The following is a 23998-nucleotide window of genomic DNA, read 5'->3' as shown; positions in this document are numbered from 1 at the left end:
GCCTCGGCGCTGAGGAGGACCTTTCTCAGAGGAAAATAAGAGATATCTATCACATCTTGCAAAGTTATCCCGGCACTGAAAGGGAAATGAAAGGTTGTTGATTTAACAATTGCGCAACCAAATGGTTCGATATTGTTTCACATAATCAGAATAAACCTGTCCTGTACCCGATTGAGGAAGCCTATGAACACACCATTCCTTCGCCATCTTAGCGCACTCGCTTTATGTCTGTGTAGCGCCTCGGCGTATGCCGCTGAAGCCCCCTCCCGTACCGAATGTATTGCTCCGGCCAAGCCCGGCGGCGGCTTCGATCTGACCTGTAAACTCATTCAGGTCAGCCTGATGGAAACAGGCGCTATCGCTAAGCCAATGCGGGTTACCTACATGCCCGGCGGCGTCGGAGCGGTCGCCTACAATGCCATCGTCGCGCAACGTCCCGGTGAACCGGGTACCGTTGTCGCTTTCTCCGGCGGCTCGCTGCTCAATTTATCGCAAGGTAAGTTTGGCCGTTACGGTGTCGATGATGTCCGCTGGCTTGCCAGCGTTGGCACCGACTATGGGATGATCGCCGTGCGCGCCGACTCTCCGTGGAAAGATTTACCCTCGTTTATGGCAGCAATGGAAAAAGACCCCGCCAATATTGTCATCGGCGCCGGCGCCTCCATCGGCAGTCAGGACTGGATGAAAGCGGCCCTGATGGCGCAGAAGGCCAATGTCGACCCACATAAAATGCGCTACGTCGCTTTCGAAGGCGGTGGTGAGCCGGTGACGGCGCTGCTGGGGAACCATGTCCAGGCAGTTTCTGGCGATCTGAGCGAAATGGTGCCTTATTTGCAGGGCAACAAAATCCGCGTGCTGGCGGTCTTCTCCAGCGAACGACTGCCCGGCGCACTGGCCAATGTCCCGACTGCCAAAGAGCAGGGTTACGATTTAGTCTGGCCGATTATTCGCGGTTTTTATGTCGGCCCGAAAGTCAGCGATGCCGACTACCAGTGGTGGGTTGAGGAGTTCAACAAGCTCCAGCAGACCGAGGAATTTAAAAAGCAGCGCGAACTGCGCGGTCTGTTTGAGTTCAACCTGAGCGGCGAAGCACTTGATGCCTACGTGAAGAAACAGGTCAACGACTATCGCGAACAGGCCAAAGCCTTTGGTCTGGCGAAATAATCTGCGGAGGTTGCCATGAGCGATCGTATTTTTGCTGGCATCTGGCTGCTGCTCTGCGTAGGCGGGATATTCGTTGCCTGGCAGATTCACAGCGAGTACGCCTATGAACCCGTCGGTCCCCGCCCGTTTCCTTTGGGGATTATCGGCCTGATGCTGCTCTGCTCGGTCCTGCTGTTGTTACGCCGCCCCGATACGGTGACGTGGCCAGGAAACAGGGTCTTACAACGCTTGTTAACCATGGTGGTGGTTCTGGTGGTTTACGCGTGGGGATTTGAATGGCTGGGTTTCCCGCTTGCCACCGCGTTGCTGACCGCCGTTATTGGCCTGCTGTTTGGCGCTACGCTGCCCGCTACCGCCATTGCCGGGGTCGTGATGGGCGCGGCCCTGTGGTACGCCTTTGATACCCTGCTCGATGTCACCCTGCCGCTCGGCGTCTGGTTAAGTTAACGGAGAAGTCTATGGATACCTGGATTTATCTTTCGCAGGGCTTCGCCGTGGCGATGACGCCAACGAACCTGATGATTGCGCTGATTGGCTGTTTTGTCGGGACCATCGTTGGCCTACTGCCGGGGCTCGGGCCTATTAACGGCGTGGCGATCCTGCTGCCGCTGGCATTTGCTCTGCACCTGCCCGCTGAATCGGCCTTGATTCTGCTGGCAACGGTCTATATCGGCTGCGAGTACGGCGGGCGCATCTCGTCAATTTTACTCAATGTGCCCGGCGATGCGGCCGCCATTATGACCGCCCTGGACGGTTACCCGATGGCCCAACAGGGGCGCGGCGGGGTGGCCTTGTCGATTTCGGCGGTCAGCTCTTTTGTGGGATCGCTCATCGCCATTGGCGGCATTATTCTGTTCGCACCGGTGCTGGCACAGTGGTCGCTGGCATTTGGTCCCGCAGAGTATTTCGCCCTGATGGTATTCGCCATTGCCTGCCTGGGTAGCATGATGGCGCAGAACCCGCTGAAATCGTTTCTTGCCGCCTTGATTGGTTTAGGTCTGGCAACGGTGGGCGTAGATGCCAATACCGGGGTCTACCGCTTTACCTTTGACAGTATCCATCTCTCGGATGGCGTGCAGTTTATCGTGGTGGTGATTGGGCTATTTTCCGTCTCTGAAATTCTGTTGATGCTGGAAAGCACCAGCAGCGGGCAAACGCTGGTCCGCAAAACCGGGCGCATGCTGTTTAATGCCAAAGAGGCCGGCCAGTGCGTGGGCGCGACCCTGCGCTCATCGGTGGTGGGTTTCTTCGTCGGCATTCTGCCCGGTGCCGGCGCCACGATTGCCAGCGCCATCACCTATATGACGGAGAAAAAGCTCAGCGGCAGCAGCGACAGCTTCGGCAAAGGGGATATCCGCGGCGTTGCCGCCCCTGAAGCTGCCAATAATGCCTCCGCCTGCGGCTCGTTTATTCCGATGCTGACTCTCGGCGTACCCGGCTCCGGCACCACGGCGGTGATGATGGGCGCGCTGACGCTGTATAACATCACGCCGGGTCCGGCAATGTTTACCGAGCAACCGGATATCGTCTGGGGATTAATCGCCGCGCTGCTGATCGCCAACGTGATGCTGCTGATTATGAACATCCCGCTTATCGGCTTGTTCACCCGGATGCTGACAATCCCACTGTGGTTCCTGGTTCCGGCTATTGCCGCCGTTTCCGCCGTCGGCGTCTACGCGGTTCACAGCACCACCTTTGATTTACTGCTGATGGTGGGACTCGGCGTGCTCGGCTACATTTTGCGTAAAATGCACTTCCCGATGTCGCCGCTGATCTTAGGTTTCGTACTCGGGGAAATGCTGGAGCAGAACCTGCGCCGGGCGCTGTCTATCAGCAACGGCAACCTGTCGATTCTGTGGGGAAGCGGCGTGACCAAAACATTGCTGTTCCTCGCCATCGCCGTCATCGTTGTTCCCCCGCTGCTGCGCTACCTGCGCAAGCAACGCCAGCGTCGGGCCGAAGCCAACCCCGGTTAACACGCTTGACTACGCAGTATTAACCCAGTCACGTAACGCCCGGCGGGAGATTTTAATCCCGCCGGTTTTCAACGAATCCGGTAACCTCAGCCAGCGCACAGGCTGCTGAAAACGAGCCAGCTTATCCTGCGCCCAGGCCGCCAGCGTGGCGACATCGCACTGCGCATCACACTCCACGACCGCCACCGGACGCTGACCAAACTCAACATCATCCAGTGGGACGATAAACGCCTGTTGAATCTGGGGATGGGCCAGCAGCACCCGCTCAACTTCTTCAGGCTGAATCCCCTCCCCTGCGCTGAAAAAGAGATTATCCATCCGCCCAAGCAAAGTCAGCTTGCCATCGCGAACTTCACCCCGGTCACGGGTGGCAAACCAGCCCTGCTCATTGACCAGCGGCTGGACTCCGCCATCGCGCCAGTAGCCTGCGGCCATACTGTCGGCGCGCAGCCAGACTTCACCCTCAACAATTTTCAGCGTGCGCCCCGGTAGCGGTTGACCGACATCCGGCGCACCATCGGCCTCTTTGCCGCATACCGTCGAGGCAAATTCCGTCAGACCATAGCCGCACCAGCAGCGAATCCCCCGGGCGCGGGCCTGTTCGGTCAACGCCACAGGAATCGCCGCCCCGCCCAGCAACACCGCCTGCAACGACACGTCGGCCTCGCTATTGAGCAGCCGCCACAGCTGGGTTGGCACCAGCGAGGCATGAGTACAGCCTCGTAGCGCCTGTTCCAGCGGTTGTTTTTCTCTTACCGTCAGACGCGCGCCCGCCAGCAGCCAGCGCCAGAGAATGCCCTGCCCGGAGACATGGAACAAGGGCAGCGACAGCAGCCAGTCATCCTCCGCTGCCAGAGGGATCATTGCCAGCACGCCTTCCGCACTGGCAAGATGCGCCCGGCAGGTGTGCACGGCGGCCTTTGGCAGCCCGGTGGAGCCGGAAGTCAGCGTCATCGATGCCAGACGTTCTTCACACCAGGGCAGCGCAGAGTCGCCCCCCGCGCGTTGCAGCTCCAGCGGCGAAAAGTCGATGGCAGCAGGTTCACCGTTCAGCACCAGCGCATAGCGGAGATCAAGAGAAGGTAATAACGCCGTCAGCAGCGAAGTCGGAAGCTGTGGATTGAGAGGAAGCACCCGGGCGCCGCACTGAAGCAGGGCCAGCCACGCCAGCAACGTTGCCGGCTGGTTATAAGCCCGCAGCAGCACCCCATCGCCTTCGTTGACCCCTTGAACGCTGAACCCTGCTGCCAGGACGTCGACCTCAGCGCACAGCTGGCGCCAGCTCAGAGGAGTATCGTTGAGGCGCACCGCGGGTGCATCGCCACGCAGCCGGCGCCAGTGGCGCCATGGCCAGTCGCTAAACATCACAGCAGCGGCTCCAGCTCAGCGCTATTGATGCAGGGCAGCGGGCTGCCGGGCCAGGAGCGAACCAGCTGCGCGCGCATTAATGCCAGCGTATCCAGTCCGGGCAGGGTCTGCGGCGTCAGCCAGGCAGCAATGCGCGCCAGCTGCGTCAACCCGAGGCTCGATTCAATCGATGAGCTGATCACCGCCGTCAGCCCCAGCGCGTGGGCCGCGGCGACCTGTTCCTGCACTTTGCGCAGACTGCCGGTGAGCATCGGCTTGATCACCAGCGCACGTAAGCCCGGCTCCGCCTGAAAACGAAAATCCGCCTCACGCAGACTTTCATCCCAGGCAATTGCGATGCCGGTTTCCTGGGAAAAAGCCCGTGAGTCATCGCGGGTTTTACACGGTTCTTCAAGGAAGGCGATGCGGTCGCGGTACTGCGGATTAACATACTTCGCAAACTGCTGCGCTTTCAGCGGCGTCCAGGCACGGTTGGCGTCCAGACGGAGCGTCAGCTCGGGAATGGCTTCCAGCAGCAGGTTAACGACCATGCCGTCGCGTACCGCCTCGTATAGCCCGACCTTGACCTTCGCCACCTTTTCACCGGGGAGTGCGGCAAGCCTGGCAAACAGTTCGTCGGGGTCGCCGGTGCAGAGCGGTACCGCGCGATACTCCGCCTCCTGGGGCAGTTCATCGTTCAGCTCCGCCAGCGCACAGCTGACGCCGAAGGCTACAGAAGGTTGAGACGGCTCGGGTAAGCTCTCGCCCTGACGCCAGGCTCTCGCCCATGCCAGCAACGCAGACTGCGCCTCCTCCAGCGTTTCCACGCTAAAGCCCGGCAGCGGTGCAATCTCCCCCCAGCCCTGACGTTCACCGTCCTGTAGAGAGATGAACAGCCCATCGCGAGTTTTTAACCGGCGCTCGCGCAGTACCACGCCCGCGTCCATCGGTACCTGCCAGCGGTAAACCTGGGCCTGACGCATTATGGATTCCGTTTAAATTTACTGAAGTCCGGCTGACGCTTCTGGTTAAAAGCGTTGCGCCCTTCCTGTCCTTCTTCGGTCATGTAGAACAGCATGGTCGCGTTCCCCGCCAGCTCCTGCAACCCCGCCTGGCCATCGCAGTCGGCATTCAACGCCGCCTTCAGGCACCGCAGCGCCATTGGGCTGTTTTGCAGCATTTCACGACACCAGCGTACGGTCTCTTTTTCCAGATCCGCCAGCGGAACCACGGTGTTAACCAGCCCCATATCCAGCGCCTGCTGCGCATCGTACTGACGACACAGGAACCAGATTTCGCGCGCTTTTTTCTGCCCGACGATCCGCGCCATATAGGATGCGCCCCAGCCGCCGTCAAACGAGCCGACTTTCGGGCCGGTCTGACCGAAGATGGCATTTTCGGCAGCAATCGTCAGATCGCACATCATATGCAGGACGTGACCGCCGCCGATGGAATAACCCGCCACCATCGCTACGATCGGTTTCGGACAGGTGCGGATCTGGCGCTGGAAGTCGAGCACGTTCAGGTGATGCACGCCTGAATCGTCCTGATAGCCGCCGTAATCGCCGCGCACTTTCTGGTCACCGCCGGCGCAGAAGGCTTTATCGCCTTCGCCGGTAAGGATAATGACGCCAATATTGTCGTCATAACGGGCATCGGACAGCGCCTGAATCATCTCTTTCACGGTCAGCGGGCGAAACGCGTTGCGTACCTGCGGGCGGTTAATGGTGATTTTAGCAATCCCGTCCGTCGATTTTTGGTAACGAATGTCGGTATAGCCTTCGGAGCAATCGTGCCATTCCACGGGGGCGTAGAGCATTGCTTCATCAAGAGAGATCATAGGATGTCCTTTAGTTAACTCGCTAAAAACTGTGCCAGGCATGACACCACCGCCGCGGGATTCTCCCGATGCGCATTATGTCCGGCATGTTGAATAATATGTGTCGTTGCGTCGAGGTCGCTCGCAATGGCGCGAAACCTGGCGTCGTACTCGCCGCAAAGATAATGAAAAGGGTAGTGCCGCGCGCGCAGTTGCGCACGCAGGTCAGGCTGGACGGCGAGGGACGTCGCCTCCAGCATCGCGGCAAGACGGGCACCGCTGTTGTGGCTGCGTAACGCAACAAGCGCATCCCGCTGCTCCGCGCTCAAGGAAGCGAAGACCGGCTGTTGATACCAGTCGGTAAAAACCTGCGCCAGCGGCTCACGGCGAAAGCGCTCTGCCCAGGCGGCATCAGCACAGTAGCGTTGCCGACGCTCCTGCTCATCCTGGAGTCCAGGATGGCTCCCCTCCACGACCAGCCCACGCAGACCGCGCCGCGGTTGGCTGGCAAAAAACATCGCAATGCGCCCGCCCAGCGAGTAACCAATCAGCCAGTAATCCTGAACATGATAGTGCGCCAGCGTCTGTTCCAGCTGTAGGCTGACCTCTGTAAAACTGCTGACATTGATATCGCGCGAGCCGCCGTGGCCCGGCAGATCAATATACAGCCGCGGACAAGCGCTGAACTCAGCGCCTGTCGTTTGCCACTCCCGGTTATCGCCGGAGAAGCCGTGCAGAAAGACCAGCCAGGGAGAGCCTGCTGACAGCCCCTTTTCACACAGGGCGTGAAGACTCATAGCCGGCTGACCTGTGCCAGCAGCTGTTGCAGCGTGTGCGTCCCTTCTGTTTCATTCACTACCAGCTCAATCAGCGTAGCGCCGGGAAGGCGCCAGGCACCGGCCAGCGCCGCTTCCAGCGCATCCCAGCTTGCCGGGCGGTGGTAATGAAGGCCAAACATGGCTGCCGCATGGCCGAAATTGACATCCTGCGGCATCAGATAAAACTGGCGTCGTTCATCCTGCGGCGTCGGGAGCAAAGAGAAGATCTGCCCACCGTTGTTGTTCACCACGATCAGCACCAGCGGCGCAGAAGCCTGACGCAGCAACGCCAGGGAGTTCAGATCGTAGAGTGCGGAAAGATCGCCAACGATCGCAAGCGTCGGGCGGGCACTGGCCCGCTGGACACCAGCCGCCGTGGCCAGCAGGCCATCAATGCCGCTGGCGCCACGGTTGCTGTAAACCGGGTATCCAGCCGGAAGCTGCGACAGCGCATCAATAAGCCGGACCACCAGACTGTTGCCGACAAACAGCTGCCCCTGGTCAGGAAGATAGCGGCGGATCCGGTGAGCCAACTGGGCTTCACCAAAGACGTCGCTGCGGTCAGCTACTGCCTGCCAGGCCTGCCGCGACAGCGCAGGGATGGTTGTTGCCCACGGCTGGCGACTCTCCGCCGGGTGCAGATCCAGCCACTGTTCCACCGGGCAGACCAGCCGACGGCCACGATGATGAGCCGGATCCAGGCGTCCGGGGAGATTATCGACCACCCAGTATTCATCCGGTTCGCAGGTAGCCTGCCACTGCAACACGCGTTTGCCGGTAAGGCTGCTGCCCAGCTGCACTACGATTTGCGCCTGTTGCAACTCGCTCACCGCTTTACCGTTCGCCAGCCACAGGTCGGCGCACGGCAGCGGCTGCCCGGTCTGGGACAGAACATCGCCAATCAGCGGCCAGCCAAGGGTTTTTGCCCACTCCGCGACTTTTTTACCCTCTGCGGCGCTCATGCGACCCGCGACGACAACGCCACGCTTTTGCCGCCAGAAAAACCAGTCGCGCTGCTTTTCGCTTTCCAGATGCAGGGACTGCCGCAGCCAGGGTTTGTCGCTTTGCCACCATGCGCCGAGCTGCTGCTGCCACTCCACGCCGGTGTCATCCATCTCACCGTACAGCGGTTCGGCAAACGGGCAGTTGATATGGATCCCACCGGAATGCAGGGAGCCCAGCGCCTGGTCGATCGTCGACACCAGCCAGCGCGCGGGCACATCCTGTGACGGACGCGGCAACGACAGCGTCTGCGAGGGATGAGAGGCAAACATGCCCGGCTGGCGGATTGCCTGGTTCGCACCGCAGTCAATCAGCTCAGGGGGACGATCGGCGGTGAGAAGTATCAGCTTTTCACCGGTCAGTCCCGCCTCAATCAAGGCCGGGTAGAGGTTGGCGGTCGCCGTTCCGGAGGTGACAATCACCGCCACCGGCTGCCGGCTGGCTTTTGCCAGCCCCAGCGCCAGGTGGCCAAGACCGCGCTCATCAAAATGGGTATGGGGAATAAATGCGCGGTTTTCCGCCGCTGCCAGCGTAAGAGGTGTCGAGCGCGAGCCCGGCGCAATGCAGATATGCTGCACGCCGTGGCGAGTTAATGCTTCCAGGATCACCGCCGCCCAGCGTCGGTTAAATGCGCTTACTGACATGAATTTGTCCGATATCAAATATTGAGGCTAAGTATAGGTAATACAAAGCAATGGAGTATTGATATGCGTCGTTTATCTACGTTTTTGTCACTAACAACGAACGCAGCCCCGCCGCCTTATTTTCTATTTCCTGCCACTCCTGCTCGGGATCGGAACCACTGACAATCCCGGCGCCGGCATACAGTCTGAGCGTGGCGTTCTCGACTTTCGCCGAACGCAGGGCCACGCAGAATTCGCTTTGCGCCAGCGACAGATAGCCTGCGGAGCCCGCGTACCATTCCCGGGAGAAGGGTTCATGGCGGGTAATAAAGGCCAGCGCCGCCTGGCGCGGTAACCCGGCGACCGCGGCTGTCGGCTGCAGCTGGTGCAGACAGCGGGCATCGTCAGGGTGCCAGAGCTCAGCCCAGATGCAGCGCCGCAGATGCTGCACTTTACGCAGGCGTACCACCTGCGGGGGCAGTACGTCCAGCGAACGGACATCATCCTGCATACGCTGGCAGATATCCTCTACCACCAGCATATTCTCGCGCTGGTTTTTATCATCTTTCATCAGCCAGTCGGCCAACAATTGCGCCTGGCGATCGTCAGGATGACTGGCAACGGTTCCGGCCAGTGCTTCGGTTCGCAGCTGCGTCCCGCGCCGACGCCAAAGCCGCTCCGGGGTTGAGCCAAAAAATGCCTGCTGCGCGTTAAAGGCCAGCATAAAATGAAAACAGCGATGATTACTCCGCCGACTGGCGGCGACTATCGCGAGCGGATCCGGCGGGGCCGCAAACTGGATATCCGTCGCCCGCGCCAGCACCACTTTATCCATTTCCCCTGCGGCAATCGCCTGGGTTGCCTGCACAATCAGCTCGTGCCATTGCGGATAGTCCGGGAAATGCTGTTCACAGAGCACCGACGGCAGCGCGGCAGGCTGAGCCTGGTCAGGCGTTAACGCCAGGAGAAACTCACGGGCCGCATTTGCATCTTGCTGCAAGGAAGTCTCGCTACACAGCACCAGGCGCAGGGTGGCTTTCCCCCCTACCCGACGCCACTCCAGCCTCGGCAGGAACAGCGTGCCTTCCTGTGGATTAAACGCATTCAGGCCGCAAATCCGCAAATCCGCCTGCCCCTGGCGCTGCAAAAAGCGGTGCGCCTCAGCCAGGGACGGGAAAGTTTTCACCGTGCCGAGCATGGCAAGCTCTTCATCACCATTGCGCTGTTGCCAGTAAAACTGCGGCCACTGAGCTTGATGACCGCACCACAGCAGCGGGTCAAAAGCATCATGGAGAGGAAAAGGAATATCGAAAATTCGCGTACCGGGCGACGTCGGAAAATCGTCGGTTAGACAGCCACGTAAGCGTTCCAGCGCAGTGGAAACAGACAGCACGCAAACCTCCACAGAATAAAAACCACAGATTATACGGGGTACCCGCATAAAATTGCAGTACCCATGATGAGGGAGCGGACTTTACCGCAAACGGCAACCGCCCACCAGGAGGCGGGTTGAAGGATAAAAAGTATAGATTCTTTACGCGGTTACGCGAATATCGCTTAGAGGCTGATACGCCAGGCTCTCAGTCGACGGTGGCTTCACGGGCCATACCAATATGGGGGATACCGTCCTCATCGTACACCTCGGTCACCGGTTGAAAACCAAAGCTGGCATAAAAACGCTGCAGGTGTGCCTGGGCACCGAGGTAGATAGCCTTTTGCGGCCAATGATGACGGCAGCTGGCCAGCGCATGCTCCATCAGCTGATAGCCCAGCTTCTCACCGCGTACCGCCGGACTGACAATGACCCGACCAATCACCACCGGTTCAAAATCAGCGTCGCTTTTTAGAATGCGCGCGTAGGCCACCAGCTCATCCCCGCGCCAGCCAAGCAGATGGCGGTTTTCACCAATCAGATCATCACCGTCAACGTCCTGATAAGGGCAGGTTTGTTCAACGACAAATACGGCGCAACGCAGCTTCAGCAAAGCGTACAGCTGCGGGACGGTCAGCTCTGCGTGGTGAAGATCCTGCCATGTAATCATTAACTGCTCCTGTATACTTTAGTTTTTTCACCCGCGCCCTGAGGACACTGGACGATGGAATTAACATTTTTGGGGACATCCGCAGGCGTGCCGACCCGTACACGTAATATGACGTCTATCGTGCTGAATTTGCAACAGCCGACGGCAGCGGAGATGTGGTTGTTCGACTGCGGAGAAGGTACCCAGCATCAGTTTTTGCATACCCCCTACCACCCCGGAAAACTGAATAAAATTTTTATCACCCACTTACACGGCGATCATCTGTTCGGCCTCCCCGGCCTGCTGTGCAGTCGCTCAATGCAGGGTAATTCGCTGCCGCTGACGCTGTATGGCCCGACGGGGCTGAAGGAGTTTGTCGAGACCGCCCTGCGCCTGAGCGGCTCATGGACCGATTACCCACTGACGATTGTCGAAGTGGGCCCGGGCCTCGTATTTGATGAGGAGGGCTATCGGGTCACCGCTTATCCGCTGAATCACCCGGTGGAATGCTACGGCTATCGCATCGAGGAGCACGCCAGACCCGGCACCCTGGATGCCGCCCGCCTGATTGCCGATGGCGTCCAGCCGGGGCCGTTATTCCAGCGTCTGAAGCAGGGAGAGACGGTTGTGCTGGAGGACGGAAGGACAATCGACGGTACGGAGTATCTCGGCCCGGCGACGCCCGGTAAAAAGCTGGCGATTTTTGGCGATACCGCTCCTTGCGAAGCTGCGCTGGAGCTGGCGCGCGGCGTTGACCTGATGGTTCATGAAACGACGCTGGAGCAGGCAATGGCGGAAAAGGCCAATAGCCGTGGTCATTCGTCAAGCCAGCAGGCAGCGGCGCTGGCACGCGATGCCGGCGTACGGATGTTTATCGCCACCCACTTTAGTTCGCGCTATGACGATGAAGGCTGTCTGCGTCTGCTGGCGGAGTGCCGGGAGGTCTTTCCCCGGACCCTGCTGGCCGAGGACTTTATGGTCTACAGCCTGTAACGAGTCGGTCAGGAGCTGGAACAGAAAGGATGAGGCAAAAAAATGCCTGCCAGTATCGCGACTGGCAGGCATTGTTTCGGGAGCGGCGGCGTGAACCCCGGCCCCGGCGATTACATCAGCGGCGTAGCCAGCTGCACAATGCTAATCAGCGGCTGCGGCCAAACGCCGAGCACCAGAACCAGCAGCGCAGAGATCAGCACCACGATACCGCCAGCGCTGTACTGCCAGTTCGACGGTGCATCGCGGTTCAGTTTATCCGGCGCACTCAGATACAGACTCACCGCGACACGCAGGTAGTAGTACAGACCAATTGCCGAACCAACCACCACTGCGGCCACCAGCCACCACAGGTGCGCATGCACACCGACGGCCAGAACGTAGAATTTGCCGATAAAGCCCAGCGTCATCGGAATACCCGCCAGCGACAGCATCATAACCGTCATCACCGCCGACAGAATCGGACGGTGCCAGAACAGGCCACGATAGGAGTACAGCGAGTCGGCATCCGGACCACGGTATGGGCTGGACATCAGGCTGACTACGCCGAACGCGCCGAGGCTGCTGAACAGGTAACCGGCCAGATAGACACCGACGGCTTCCATTGACATGTCACCGCTTTGCAGGGCGATAAGCGCCACCAGCAGATAGCCAAGATGCGAGATGGAGGAGTAGCCAAGCAGACGTTTGATATTGGTCTGGCTCAGCGCCATCAGGTTGCCGAAGATGATAGAGGCAAAGGCAATCAGGCCCAGCACCACGCGTACCGCTTCGCTGTTGCCCACCGGCATATACAGGAACAGACGCATGACCACGCCGAAAATAGCAATCTTGCTGGCGGTTGCCAGGAAGGTTGATACCGGCGCAGGCGCCCCCTGATAAACGTCCGGCGTCCACAGGTGGAACGGAACCAGAGACAGCTTAAAGCCCAGGCCCACAATCATCAGACCCAGACCCGCCAGCAGTAGCGGTTCGTGCAGGGTGTTGTCTGCCAGGCTTTTACCCAGCGCCAGGAAGGACAGGTTGCCCGAGTTCGCATAGACCAGCGCCATACCGAACAGCAGGAATGAAGACGCTGCGGCAGACAGAATGGTGTATTTGATACTCGCTTCCAGCGAACGCTTCTGCCGGAAGGCATAACCGACGAGGCCGAACAGCGGCAGCGAAATTAATTCGATACCGAGGAACAGCGCCGCCAGATGGTTCGCTCCCGCCAGAAGAATGCCACCCAGCGCGGCGATTAACACCAGCAGGTAGAACTCTTCTTTATTGTCCTTGTATCCCTCAAGCCACGGGTACGCAAAGGTACAGGTGGCCAGGCTTGCCAGCAGCACCAGCCCGGTATAGAGCATGGCGTAGCCGTCAACGCGAATCAGCGGCGTGACGTCCATCGCACCGTTTTGACCCACGAACCAGAGCGAGATCAGCGCGGCGTTAAGTCCGAGAACCGACAGCGTGGCATTAAGGAAATGATTGCGTCGCCACGCAATGGAGAGCATCACAACCACCACCGTCAAGCCGACGATCAGCAGCGGTAGCAGTGCGATCAGTTGTTGTGGAGTTATTGTCATGGCGAATTACGGCCTTGTAGTAGAAACGGAATTAACAAACCACTGCTGAATGTTGCTCATCGCAGCATGTGAGGTGTCCAGAATCGGCTGCGGGAAGAAGCCCAGCAGCACCAGCAGAACCACCAACAGCAGAACAATCGACAGTTCGCGCAGAGACATTCCCCGCAGCTCCTGCGCCGCGATGTCACTCTTCGCTTTACCGAAGTACGCGCGATGCAGCATCGAGAGCGAGTAGACGGAAGCGAATACCAGCCCAAAGGTGGAGATCACGGTAATCACCGGCACCACTTTATAGCTGCCGAACAGAATCATAAATTCGCCGACGAAGTTACCGGTACCCGGCATCCCCAGGGTGGCGACGGCAAAGAACATCGACAGCGCTGGCAGCCATTTAATTTTGCTCCACAGGCCGCCCATCTGGCGCATATCGCGGGTGTGCAGACGCTCATACAGCTGGCCGCACAGAATGAACAGACCCGCAGCGGACAGACCGTGCGCAATCATCTGAATCACCGCCCCCTGATACGCCAGCTGGCTGCCGGTATAGATAGCAATCAGCACGAAGCCCATATGGGAAACGGAGGTATAAGCGATCAGACGTTTGATATCGTACTGGCAGAACGCCATCCACGCGCCGTAGAAGATACCGATAACGCCCAGCCACATCGCGATGGGAGCGAACTCGGCAGAGGCATTCGGGAACAGCGGTAAGGCAAAACGCAGCAGACCGTAGGCCGCCGTTTTCAGCAAGATACCGGCGAGGTCAACGGAACCCGCGGTCGGCGCCTGGGAGTGGGCGTCCGGCAGCCAGCCGTGCAGCGGAACCACCGGCATTTTCACCGCAAAGGCGATGAAGAAGCCCAGCATCAGCATGTATTCCACGCCGTGGGACATCGGCGTTTTCAGCAGATCTTCGTAGTTGAAGGTCCAGACGCCGGTCGCATTGAAGTGGACAAATGCCAGTGCCAGGATGGCGATCAGCATCACCAGGCCGCTTGCCTGGGTATAGATGAAGAACTTGGTTGCCGCCGTGATACGCGTTTTACCGTCGGAAGCCTTGTGGCCCCACAGCGCGATCAGGAAGTACATCGGCACCAGCATCATTTCCCAGAAGAAGAAGAACAGGAACATGTCGATGGCAAGGAACACGCCGATAACGCCGCCCAGGATCCACATCAGGTTGAGGTGGAAGAAACCCTGGTATTTCTCGATTTCGCGCCACGAACACAGTACTGCCAGCACGCCGAGCAGACCGGTCAGCACCACCATCAGCAGCGACAGGCCGTCGATTGCAAGGTGAATGCTAATACCGAAGCGTGGGATCCACGGCATCACGAATTCGGACTGCCACTGCGGAATACCCGCGGATTGCGTCAGAGAATAGCCGCCCTGCATCCACAGCTGCAGGCCAAGTACGAACGTCAATCCCATGGTGATCAGCGCGATCCAGCGTGGCATCTTCACGCCAAAGCGTTCAGTCTGCCAGCACAGAAACCCACCGATAAAGGGGATTAGTATTAACCAGGGTAATAACATAGCTAAGTATGTCCCTTATATTTACTCCTGCTCAGGCTGTCTCACTCGTCAGCCCAAATCCCGGCAGTGCTCGCTACCGTCACGTACCTCAGTACGCTCCGGTTGCTCTGCGCTGGCGGTATTCGGTCCGGCTTCGCCGATGACGCCTGTACTTCAGGAACAGATTTTCAACGAATTCTAAAATTACCTTTGGGTTTGTTCTGTCGGATGGCGAGACGCTTACCCGACAGAACAACCACAATCCCCAAACTCAGCGCAGTACCATCAGCAGCGCCAGCACGACAACCGCACCGACACTCATTGATGCCACATACCAGCGTAAATACCCGTTCTCGCTGAGCAGCAGACCTTTACCTGCAAAGCGGGAGAGAATAGCCGGAATGTTCATCATTGAGTTCAGCGGATCGCTCTTCAGCAGCCACGCGATGCCGAGGAATGGTTTCACGAACACTTTGTCGTACAACCAGTCGAAGCCCCATGCGTTGTACCACCAGGTACCCAGCAGGCGGCCCGGCGCGCTGTTGGCGATAGCGGTCACCAGCGTGCGTTTACCCAGCCACAGCCAGGCGGCAATCAGAATACCGGCAATCGCAATAATCCCGGAGGCAATCTCCAGCGTCATCACGCGGCCGTGCTCAAGTTCGGTTGTCTGCGGCAGTACACCCTGCAGCGGCGGCACAATCAGCGCGCCAACAAAGGTAGACAGAATCAGCAGCACAATCAGCGGCAGATGGTGGGTAATCCCCTTCCCTGCGTGCGCGTGGATTTGCTCTTTGCCGTGGAACACGATGAAAATCATACGGAAGGTGTACAGCGAGGTCATAAATGCGCCGACCAGGCCCGCAACCATCAGATTAAGATGACCATTTGCCATCGCGCCGGCGAGGATCTCATCCTTACTGAAGAAGCCTGCGGTGATGAGCGGCAGTGCGGACAGCGCCGCGCCCCCCACCAGGAAGCAGACATACACCAGCGGAATCGACTTACGCAGGCCGCCCATTTTGAAGATGTTCTGCTCGTGGTGGCAGGCCAGAATGACCGAACCGGACGAGAGGAACAGCAGCGCTTTAAAGAACGCGTGGGTCATCAGGTGGAAAATCGCCGCATCCCATGCCTGAACGCCGAGCGCCAGGAACATGTAGCCAATCTGGCTCATGGTGGAGTAAGCGAGTACACGTTTGATATCGGTCTGTACCAGCGCGGCAAAGCCTGCCAGCACCAGCGTCACCGCCCCTACGATGCCAACCAGATGCAGAATTTCCGGAGTCATCAGGAACAGGCCATGGGTACGGGCAATCAGGTAGACGCCCGCGGTCACCATGGTCGCGGCGTGGATCAGCGCAGAAACCGGCGTCGGACCGGCCATCGCATCCGCAAGCCAGGTCTGCAACGGCAGCTGTGCCGATTTACCGACCGCACCACCCAGCAGCATCAGCGTCGCCCAGGTCAACATATTGTTGCCCGCTTCGAAGTGCTGTGGCGCCAGCTCGACCATTTCGCGGAAGTTCAGGGTCCCCAGTTCGTTATAGAGAATGAACAGCGCGAAGGCGAGGAAGACGTCGCCCACGCGGGTTACCACGAAGGCTTTCATCGCGGCGGCACCGTTCTTCGGATCGGTGTAGTAGAAACCGATCAGCAGATAGGAGCACAGGCCCACGCCTTCCCAGCCGAGATACATCAGCAGCAGGTTATCGGCCAGTACCAGCACCACCATGCTCGCGATAAACAGGTTGGTGTAGGCGAAGAAGCGAGAGTATCCCTCTTCACCACGCATATACCAGGACGCAAACATGTGGATCAGGAAGCCCACGCCGGTCACCACGGAAAGCATGGTCAGCGAGAGACCATCCAGTACCAGGTTGAAGCCGATGTTGAAATCGCCCACCGACATCCAGGTCCACAGCGGAACGCTGACCGCCTGTTTGCCGTTGGCAAAGAAGTCAACGCCGACAAATGCGGTCACCAGCGCCGCCAGGCCGACTGAGCCCATCCCCACGGTGGCGGAGAGGTTTTCCGACCAGCGCCCGCGGGAAAACGAGAGCAGAACAAAGCCAATCAATGGCAGAAGTATGGTTAAGGCAAGCATGTTCATCCACGCAACTCACTTACTGAATCGATGTTCAGGTTCTGGCGGCGACGATGGAGCTGCAGCAACAGCGCCAGGCCGATACTCGCTTCCGCAGCCGCGAGGCTGATGGCGAGGATATACATTATCTGACCGTCGGTCTGGCCCCAGTAACTGCCTGCCACCACGAAAGCCAGCGCCGCGGCGTTGATCATGATTTCCAGGCTAATCAGCATAAACAGCAGATTACGGCGGATAACCAGACCCGTCAGGCCGAGAACAAACAGGATCGCGGCGAGGATCAGCCCATGTGTTAAGGGAATCATGCGTGTTCCTCCGTTTTTCTTTTGTCGCTATCGTTCTGACGGTTGCTCAGCACTTCACCGATGCGCTCTTCGCGGCCAATGTGGAAGGCAACAACCAGACCGGCCAGCAGCAGCATGGAGGCCAGCTCCACCGCCAGTACATACGGCCCAAACAGCGCAATACCCACTTCTTTCGCACTTATCGCCGCACCCTCAATTCCCTGATCGTTAAGACCGAGGATGGCATACACGATAACCGCCAGCAGCACCGCAGAAAGGATAGCCGGACCAATCCAGATCCCCGGCTGTAGCCACTTACGCTCCTGCTCGATTTCGCTGCCGCCCAGGTTGAGCATCATCACCACGAAGACGAACAGCACCATGATGGCCCCGGCGTAGACGATAATTTCCAGCGCACCGGCGAAGTACGCGCCCAGCGAGAAGAACACCCCGGCAATCGCCAACAGCGAAATAATCAGGTACAGCAGCGCATGCACCGGATTGGTATGGGTGATCACCCGCAGCGTCGCGAGGATGGCGATTAGGCCACAGATATAAAAAGCGAATTCCATTGCCCTCTCCTTACGGTAACAGGCTCTTGACGTCGATAGGCTTAGCTTCGTTCTCTGCTTCGCCCTTATCTTTGCCGTCGATTGCCATACCCGCCATCCGGTAGAAGTTATATTCCGGGTATTTGCCCGGACCGGAAATCAGCAGATCCTCTTTTTCGTACACCAGATCCTGACGTTTGTATTCACCCAGTTCGAAATCCGGGGTCAACTGAATCGCCGTGGTCGGGCACGCTTCTTCACACAGGCCGCAGAAAATGCAGCGTGAGAAGTTGATGCGGAAAAATTCCGGGTACCAGCGGCCATCTTTGGTCTCTGCTTTTTGCAAAGAGATGCAGCCTACCGGACACGCTACCGCACACAGGTTACAGGCAACGCAGCGCTCTTCGCCGTCCGGGTCGCGCGTCAGCACGATACGGCCACGGTAGCGCGGCGGCAGATATACCGGCTCTTCCGGATACATCTGTGTTTCACGTTTGGCGAAGGCGTGCATCCCGATCATGCAGATACTGCGGACCTGGGTGCCGAACCCCACCAATAATTCTTTTAAGGTCATGGTCAATTCACCCCTTATTGCGCCTGCCAGAGAATGACAGCCGCCGTTACCAACAAGTTGATCAGCGTTAACGGCAGGCATACCTTCCAGCCAAAGGACATTACCTGGTCATAGCGCGGACGCGGTAATGATGCGCGGATCAAAATGAACATCATCATAAAGAACGCGGTTTTTAGCGCGAACCAGATGAACGGAGGTAACCATGGGCCATTCCAGCCGCCGAAGAACAGCGTGACGATCAGCGCTGACACGGTAACAATCCCGATGTATTCACCGACGAAGAACAGACCGAACTTCATGCCGGAATATTCGATGTGGTAACCATCGGCCAGTTCCTGCTCGGCTTCCGGTTGGTCAAACGGGTGACGGTGACAGACCGCAATGCCGGCAATGGCAAAGGTGACAAAGCCGAAGAACTGCGGAATAACGTTCCACAGATGCGCCTGGTTGTTGACGATATCGCTCATGTTGAACGACCCCGCCTGCGCGACCACGCCCATCAACGACAGACCGAGGAACACTTCGTAGCTCAGAGTCTGTGCAGATGCACGCATCGCCCCCAGCAGCGAGTATTTGTTGTTACTCGACCAGCCGGCGAACAGCACGGCGTAAACCGCCAGGCCGGCCATCATCAGGAAGAACAGGATCCCGATGTTCAGGTCGGCAACCACCCACGTCGGGCTGACCGGCACGATAGCAAAGGCCAGCAGCAATGACGTAAAGGCGATAACCGGCGCCAGAGTAAAGATAACGCGGTCCGTAAAGCGCGGAACCCAGTCCTCTTTGAAGAACATCTTGATCATGTCGGCGACGAGCTGCAGCGAGCCGCCCCAGCCGACGCGGTTTGGTCCGTAGCGGTTCTGGAACAGACCCAGCAGACGACGTTCGCCAAAGCTCATGAACGCGCCGCAGGTCACCACCACCAGCAGAATCACCACTGCCTTGAGGATGCTTAACAGAATGTCGATGAGATCCGGTGTTAACCAACTCATGCTTTCGCCTCCTGCAGTGTGTCAATACGAACGCCGGTCAGTACCGGCGCAATGCCCGGCATGCCCATCGGTAAGCCAACCTGCCCTGCTGTCAGACCTGCCGAGACGATCAGCGGCAAACTCAGCGCCTGGCCTTCAACGCTAAAGGAGAGCATCGCGCCATCGTTGACGCCAAGCTTCGCGGCATCGGCCGGGTTGAGCTTGATGTACGGCTGCGGCATGCGGCTCTGGAAGACCGGAGAACGCTGCGACAATTCATCGCTGCCAAACAGATGGTAGTAAGGCGCGATACGCCATTGACCTTCTTCAGCCTGGAAGCCTGCCGGCACCGCGGTAAAGTACTCAAGACCGCTGGCGGAAGCTTCAATCAGACGCACGCCCGGATCGCCGTGGCGCAGTTTTCCGCCCACTTCATCCTGGAACTTGTTCCACGCCTGCGGGGAGTTCCAGCCCGGTGCCCATGCGAACGGGATTTGCGAACGCGGTGCAGACGGCTGGTTGTTCCCTTCCATCGAGAAGGCAAACATGGTGTCTTTATCCTGCGGCTGGCGCGGTTCATGCACGCTGATATTGGCGCGCATCGCCGTACGACCGCTGTAACGATGCGGTTCACGAGCCAGTTTCTGCCCGCGAATGCGGAAAGACGCGTCCGGCGCGGCATCTTTAATGCCAGCCAGCTGCGGCAGCTTAGCGATAGCGGCGTCAATCACATGATCCAGCTGCGTCCAGTCAACCTGACGGTTGTCGACGGTGCTGTGCAGGGAATGCAGCCAGCGCCAGCTTTCCAGCATGACGGTATTTGCATCGTAGTAAGACGGGTCATAGACCTGGAAGAAACGCTGTGCGCGGCCTTCGTTGTTGACCACTGTCCCGTCGCTTTCGGCAAAGCTCGCGGCAGACAGTACCAGGTGCGCTTTGTCCATAATTGCGGTGCGTTGATGGTCGACAACCATCACCAGCGGTGCTTTAGCCAGCGCAGCGTCAACGCGCGCGGCGGAAGCGTGGCGGTGCAGATCGTTCTCCAGTACCACAACCGCATCGGCTGCGCCGGTTTCCAGCTCGCTCAGCGCCTCTTCCAGAGAGCCGCCGCCAATCATGCCAAGACCGACGCTGTTCACCGCACGAGCCACCATCGTGACACCGACGTCAATACCTCGGCCTTTCAGGGCTTTCGCCACGTTGGCCGCAGCCTGAATAATTTCAAGGCTACCGGCGTTGGTCCCGGAGACAATCAGCGGTTTCTTCGCCCCGGCCAGCGCCTGAACGATCACGTCGATTTTGCCTTTCAGGTCGCTGCTCAGTCCGTCCACCGCCGGAGCGGTTTCATCCAGCGCATGGGCAATCGCGAAGCCCAGACGCGCCTGATCTTCAACCGGCGCGCGATAGGTCCACGCGGCGACATCGTCAAGACGGGTATCATCGATATTGGTGACGAACAGCGGATGCTTCGCACGTTGACCGATGTTGAGGATCGCGGCGATCTGCCAGTCGGCGACTTTCTGCGCCGCGGCCATTTCACGCGCTTTCCCTTTCACCGCCTGACGCACGGCCAGCGCGATACGGGCGCCGGTCTGGGTAATGTCTTCACCCAGCACCAGAACCGCATCGTAGGATTCAATTTCGCGCAGCGCCGGGGTATGAATACCGCCCTCGCGCAGCACGGTCAGCATCATCTGCAGACGTTCTTGCTCAGCTTTGGCAATGCCGGTATAGAAGTTTTCTTCACCCACCAGCTCGCGCAGCGCGAAGTTGCTCTCGATGCTGGCGCGCGGAGAGCCGATACCGATCACTTTCTTCGACTGACGCAGAATATCCGCAGCACCCTGCATCGCCTGTTCGGCGTTAAGGGTAATCAGATCGTCGCCGCGGCGCTGAACCGGCTGACGCGGACGGTCTTTCAGGTTCACATAGCCATAGCCGAAACGACCGCGGTCGCAGAGGAAGTAGCGGTTAACGGTCCCGTTATAACGGTTTTCGATACGACGCAGTTCGCCATAGCGCTCGCCCGGGCTGATGTTACAGCCAATGGAACACTGTTGGCAGATGCTCGGGGCAAACTGCATATCCCATTTACGGTTATAGCGCTCGGAGTGCGTTTTATCGGTGAATACACCGGTGGGGCAGACTTCGACCAGGTTGCCAGAGAATTCGCTTTCCAGCACGCCATCTTCCGGACGACCGAAGTAGACGTTGTCATGTGCGCCGTAAACGCCCAGGTCGGTACCGTCAGCATAATCTTTGTAGTAACGCACGCAGCGATAGCAGGCGATGCAGCGGTTCATTTCGTGCGAGATGAACGGCCCCAGGTCCTGGTTACGGTGGGTACGTTTGGTGAAACGATAGCGGCGGAAACTATGACCGGTCATAACGGTCATATCCTGCAGGTGGCAGTTACCGCCCTCTTCACAAACCGGGCAGTCGTGCGGGTGGTTAGTCATCAACCACTCGACCACGCTCTCGCGGAACTGTTTCGCTTCACCATCGTCGATGGAAATAAAGGTGCCGTCGGATGCCGGTGTCATACAGGACATCACCAGGCGACCACGCGTGTCTTCCGCGTTTTGATATTGCTTCACCGCACACTGGCGGCAAGCCCCGACGCTGCCAAGCGCCGGGTGCCAGCAAAAGTATGGAATATCAAGGCCAAGAGAGAGACAAGCCTCTAGCAGGTTGTCCGCTCCATTGACCTCGTATTCTTTGCCGTCTACATGAATCGTAGCCATTAGCATGCTTCCAAATTAAAAAATCGTTACCACTTTGCCGTTCAGACCACCGCGTTTGCGCGGCCTGAACGCGCTTGTGGAGACATTACCAGCGCGTCTTAAGCAGGTTCGGCTGAATCCCGTTGATAGCATGGGTATTACTGAACTGCTGCTTAATGCCTGCTTCGAATTCGTCGCGGAAATATTTAATGGCGCTCTGCAGCGGTTCAACCGCACCTGGCGCATGCGCACAGAAGGTTTTGCCCGGACCAAGGAACCGACACAGTTGCTCAAGTGTCTCGATATCACCCGGCTGCCCTTCTCCGCGTTCAATGGCGCGCAAAATTTTCACGCTCCACGGCAGACCGTCGCGGCACGGCGTACACCAGCCGCAGGACTCACGAGCAAAGAACTCTTCCAGGTTGCGCACCAGCGACACCATGCCAATCTCGTGGTCGACGGCCATCGCCAGCGCGGTTCCCAGGCGGCTTCCCGCTTTACCAATGCTTTCGAATTCCATCGGCAGATCAAGATGCGCTTCGGTCAGGAAGTCAGTCCCCGCACCGCCCGGCTGCCAGGCCTTGAACTTCAGGCCGTCGCGCATGCCGCCAGCGTAATCCTCAAGGATTTCACGCGCGGTGGTCCCGAACGGTAGCTCCCAGACGCCTGGGTTTTTCACCCGGCCAGAGAAGCCCATCAGCTTGGTACCGGCATCTTTGCTGGTTGAAATGTTCTGATACCACTCAACGCCGTTGGCCAGAATCGCCGGGACGTTGCACAGGGTTTCGACGTTATTCACGCAGGTCGGTTTACCCCAGACGCCGGAGCTCGCCGGGAACGGCGGCTTGGAGCGCGGGTTAGCGCGACGGCCTTCGAGGGAGTTGATCAGCGCCGTTTCTTCACCGCAGATATAACGCCCTGCCCCGGTGTGCACGATCAGCTCGAAATCGAAACCGGTGCCGAGAATGTTTTTGCCAAGCAGACCGGCTTCGGTTGCTTCGGCAATGGCACGGCGTAAATGTACCGCCGCTTCAATGTATTCGCCGCGCAGGAAGATGTAGCCACGGTAGGCTTTCAGCGCAAACGCAGAGATAAGCATGCCTTCCACCAGCAGGTGCGGCAGCTGCTCCATCAGCAGACGGTCTTTATAGGTGCCCGGTTCCATCTCATCGGCGTTACACAGCAGGTAACGGATGTTCATGGATTCGTCTTTCGGCATCAGACTCCACTTCAGACCGGTGGAAAAGCCCGCGCCGCCGCGTCCTTTCAGACCAGCGTCTTTCACCTGATTGACTATCTCATCCGGCGCCAGGCCCAGCAGCGCTTTACGCGCACCGGCGTAGCCGTTTTTGCTCTGATACTCTTCCAGCCATACCGGCTGTTTATCATCGCGCAGTCGCCAGGTCAGCGGATGCGTTTCGGGAGTGCGGATCACTGTCTTCATTTATACTGCTCCAACAGGTCAGGAATCGCCTCCGGCGTCAGATGACTGTGAGTATCCTCGTCAATCATCATCGTCGGCCCCTTGTCGCAGTTGCCCAGGCAGCAGGTCGGCAGCAGAGTAAAGCGGCCATCAAAGGTGGTTTGACCCGGTTTGATGTCGAGCTTTTTCTCGAGAGCTGACTGAATGCCCTGGAAGCCGGTGATATGGCACACTACGCTATCGCAATAGCGGATCACGTGGCGGCCAACCGGCTGACGGAAGATTTGGCTGTAGAAGGTTGCAACGCCTTCCACGTCACTGGCCGGGATGCCCAGTACATCGGCGATCGCGTAGATCGCGCCATCCGGCACCCAGCCGCGCTGTTTCTGAACGATCTTCAGCGCTTCGATGGACGCCGCACGCGGGTCTTCGTAGTGGTGCTTCTCGTGCTCAATAGCCTCACGCTCTGCCGCACTCAGCTCAAAAGCCTCGGATTGTGGTTGTTGATTCTCGTGCATA

The 23998-nt window shown here is 58.6% G+C and carries 21 protein-coding genes; 4 read left to right on the top strand and 17 right to left on the bottom strand.

Annotated features, from left to right (window positions below):
- The first annotated feature begins 183 nt into the window (after positions 1-183).
- The 3 genes from ACMYSK_RS01275 to ACMYSK_RS01265 are packed head-to-tail and all read left to right on the top strand — an operon-like array spanning position 184 to position 3140.
- A complete protein-coding gene (locus ACMYSK_RS01275) occupies positions 184-1164 on the top strand; it encodes a Bug family tripartite tricarboxylate transporter substrate binding protein (protein ID WP_434639593.1) in 981 nt (326 codons plus the stop codon).
- 15 nt (positions 1165-1179) lie between these two features.
- Positions 1180-1611, top strand: coding sequence for a tripartite tricarboxylate transporter TctB family protein (locus ACMYSK_RS01270; RefSeq protein ID WP_434639591.1), 432 nt, complete (start codon positions 1180-1182; stop codon positions 1609-1611).
- An 11-nt stretch (positions 1612-1622) separates the two neighbouring features.
- Positions 1623-3140, top strand: a complete 1518-nt coding sequence (locus tag ACMYSK_RS01265) for a tripartite tricarboxylate transporter permease (RefSeq protein WP_434639589.1) — start codon at positions 1623-1625, stop codon at positions 3138-3140.
- A gap of 9 nt (positions 3141-3149) precedes the next feature.
- Here the strand turns inward: ACMYSK_RS01265 and menE are convergent, their stop codons facing one another.
- The 7 genes from menE to ACMYSK_RS01230 form a co-directional block, all read right to left on the bottom strand.
- On the bottom strand, positions 3150-4508 hold the full coding sequence (gene menE, locus ACMYSK_RS01260; RefSeq protein ID WP_434639587.1) for an o-succinylbenzoate--CoA ligase: 1359 nt from the start codon (positions 4506-4508) through the stop codon (positions 3150-3152).
- Entirely contained in the window at positions 4505-5470 is a 966-nt protein-coding gene (gene menC, locus ACMYSK_RS01255; protein WP_434639586.1) for an o-succinylbenzoate synthase, read from the bottom strand. The genes menE and menC overlap by 4 nt, the downstream gene beginning before the upstream one ends.
- The gene (gene menB, locus ACMYSK_RS01250) at positions 5470-6327 is read right to left on the bottom strand and encodes a 1,4-dihydroxy-2-naphthoyl-CoA synthase (protein WP_032686654.1); all 858 of its coding nucleotides are present in this window, start codon (positions 6325-6327) and stop codon (positions 5470-5472) included. Before menB ends, menC begins: the two co-directional genes overlap by 1 nt.
- 14 nt (positions 6328-6341) lie before the next feature.
- Positions 6342-7103 (bottom strand): 2-succinyl-6-hydroxy-2,4-cyclohexadiene-1-carboxylate synthase, encoded by a 762-nt coding sequence (gene menH / locus ACMYSK_RS01245; protein ID WP_434639582.1) that lies wholly within the window; start codon positions 7101-7103, stop codon positions 6342-6344.
- On the bottom strand, positions 7100-8770 hold the full coding sequence (menD, locus tag ACMYSK_RS01240; protein ID WP_434639580.1) for a 2-succinyl-5-enolpyruvyl-6-hydroxy-3-cyclohexene-1-carboxylic-acid synthase: 1671 nt from the start codon (positions 8768-8770) through the stop codon (positions 7100-7102). The genes menH and menD overlap by 4 nt, the downstream gene beginning before the upstream one ends.
- Before the next feature lie 76 nt (positions 8771-8846).
- Positions 8847-10142, bottom strand: coding sequence for an isochorismate synthase MenF (gene menF / locus ACMYSK_RS01235; protein ID WP_434639579.1), 1296 nt, complete (start codon positions 10140-10142; stop codon positions 8847-8849).
- 187 nt (positions 10143-10329) lie between these two features.
- Positions 10330-10791: a GNAT family N-acetyltransferase gene (locus tag ACMYSK_RS01230; protein ID WP_434639577.1), complete on the bottom strand. Its 462-nt coding sequence runs from the start codon at positions 10789-10791 to the stop codon at positions 10330-10332.
- A 54-nt stretch (positions 10792-10845) separates the two neighbouring features.
- On the opposite strand from ACMYSK_RS01230, the gene rnz reads away from it, so the two are divergent.
- The gene (gene rnz, locus ACMYSK_RS01225) at positions 10846-11763 is read left to right on the top strand and encodes a ribonuclease Z (protein ID WP_434639575.1); all 918 of its coding nucleotides are present in this window, start codon (positions 10846-10848) and stop codon (positions 11761-11763) included.
- Positions 11764-11873: 110 nt separating this feature from the next.
- On the opposite strand, the gene nuoN is transcribed toward rnz, so the two are convergent.
- The 10 genes from nuoN to nuoE form a co-directional block, all read right to left on the bottom strand.
- Positions 11874-13331, bottom strand: coding sequence for an NADH-quinone oxidoreductase subunit NuoN (gene nuoN / locus ACMYSK_RS01220; RefSeq protein WP_434639573.1), 1458 nt, complete (start codon positions 13329-13331; stop codon positions 11874-11876).
- A gap of 6 nt (positions 13332-13337) precedes the next feature.
- Positions 13338-14867, bottom strand: a complete 1530-nt coding sequence (nuoM, locus tag ACMYSK_RS01215) for an NADH-quinone oxidoreductase subunit M (protein ID WP_434639571.1) — start codon at positions 14865-14867, stop codon at positions 13338-13340.
- A 250-nt stretch (positions 14868-15117) separates the two neighbouring features.
- A complete protein-coding gene (gene nuoL, locus ACMYSK_RS01210; RefSeq protein ID WP_434639569.1) occupies positions 15118-16959 on the bottom strand; it encodes an NADH-quinone oxidoreductase subunit L in 1842 nt (613 codons plus the stop codon).
- Positions 16956-17258, bottom strand: a complete 303-nt coding sequence (gene nuoK, locus ACMYSK_RS01205) for an NADH-quinone oxidoreductase subunit NuoK (RefSeq protein ID WP_004865088.1) — start codon at positions 17256-17258, stop codon at positions 16956-16958. The genes nuoL and nuoK overlap by 4 nt, the downstream gene beginning before the upstream one ends.
- On the bottom strand, positions 17255-17809 hold the full coding sequence (gene nuoJ / locus ACMYSK_RS01200; RefSeq protein WP_434639567.1) for an NADH-quinone oxidoreductase subunit J: 555 nt from the start codon (positions 17807-17809) through the stop codon (positions 17255-17257). The genes nuoK and nuoJ overlap by 4 nt, the downstream gene beginning before the upstream one ends.
- 10 nt (positions 17810-17819) lie before the next feature.
- Positions 17820-18362, bottom strand: coding sequence for an NADH-quinone oxidoreductase subunit NuoI (gene nuoI, locus ACMYSK_RS01195; protein WP_015365590.1), 543 nt, complete (start codon positions 18360-18362; stop codon positions 17820-17822).
- A gap of 14 nt (positions 18363-18376) precedes the next feature.
- The gene (gene nuoH / locus ACMYSK_RS01190; RefSeq protein ID WP_434639566.1) at positions 18377-19354 is read right to left on the bottom strand and encodes an NADH-quinone oxidoreductase subunit NuoH; all 978 of its coding nucleotides are present in this window, start codon (positions 19352-19354) and stop codon (positions 18377-18379) included.
- The gene (gene nuoG / locus ACMYSK_RS01185; RefSeq protein WP_434639564.1) at positions 19351-22077 is read right to left on the bottom strand and encodes an NADH-quinone oxidoreductase subunit NuoG; all 2727 of its coding nucleotides are present in this window, start codon (positions 22075-22077) and stop codon (positions 19351-19353) included. The genes nuoH and nuoG overlap by 4 nt, the downstream gene beginning before the upstream one ends.
- A gap of 85 nt (positions 22078-22162) precedes the next feature.
- Positions 22163-23500, bottom strand: coding sequence for an NADH-quinone oxidoreductase subunit NuoF (nuoF, locus tag ACMYSK_RS01180; protein WP_434639562.1), 1338 nt, complete (start codon positions 23498-23500; stop codon positions 22163-22165).
- Entirely contained in the window at positions 23497-23997 is a 501-nt protein-coding gene (nuoE, locus tag ACMYSK_RS01175; protein ID WP_434639560.1) for an NADH-quinone oxidoreductase subunit NuoE, read from the bottom strand. The genes nuoF and nuoE overlap by 4 nt, the downstream gene beginning before the upstream one ends.
- Position 23998 lies beyond the last annotated feature (1 nt).

The sequence above is a fragment of the Klebsiella sp. I138 genome (assembly GCF_051131765.1).
GTDB lineage: Bacteria > Pseudomonadota > Gammaproteobacteria > Enterobacterales > Enterobacteriaceae > Klebsiella.
Note: the sequence above shows the minus strand (reverse complement) of the source record. Positions and strands in the feature narration are given on the sequence as shown.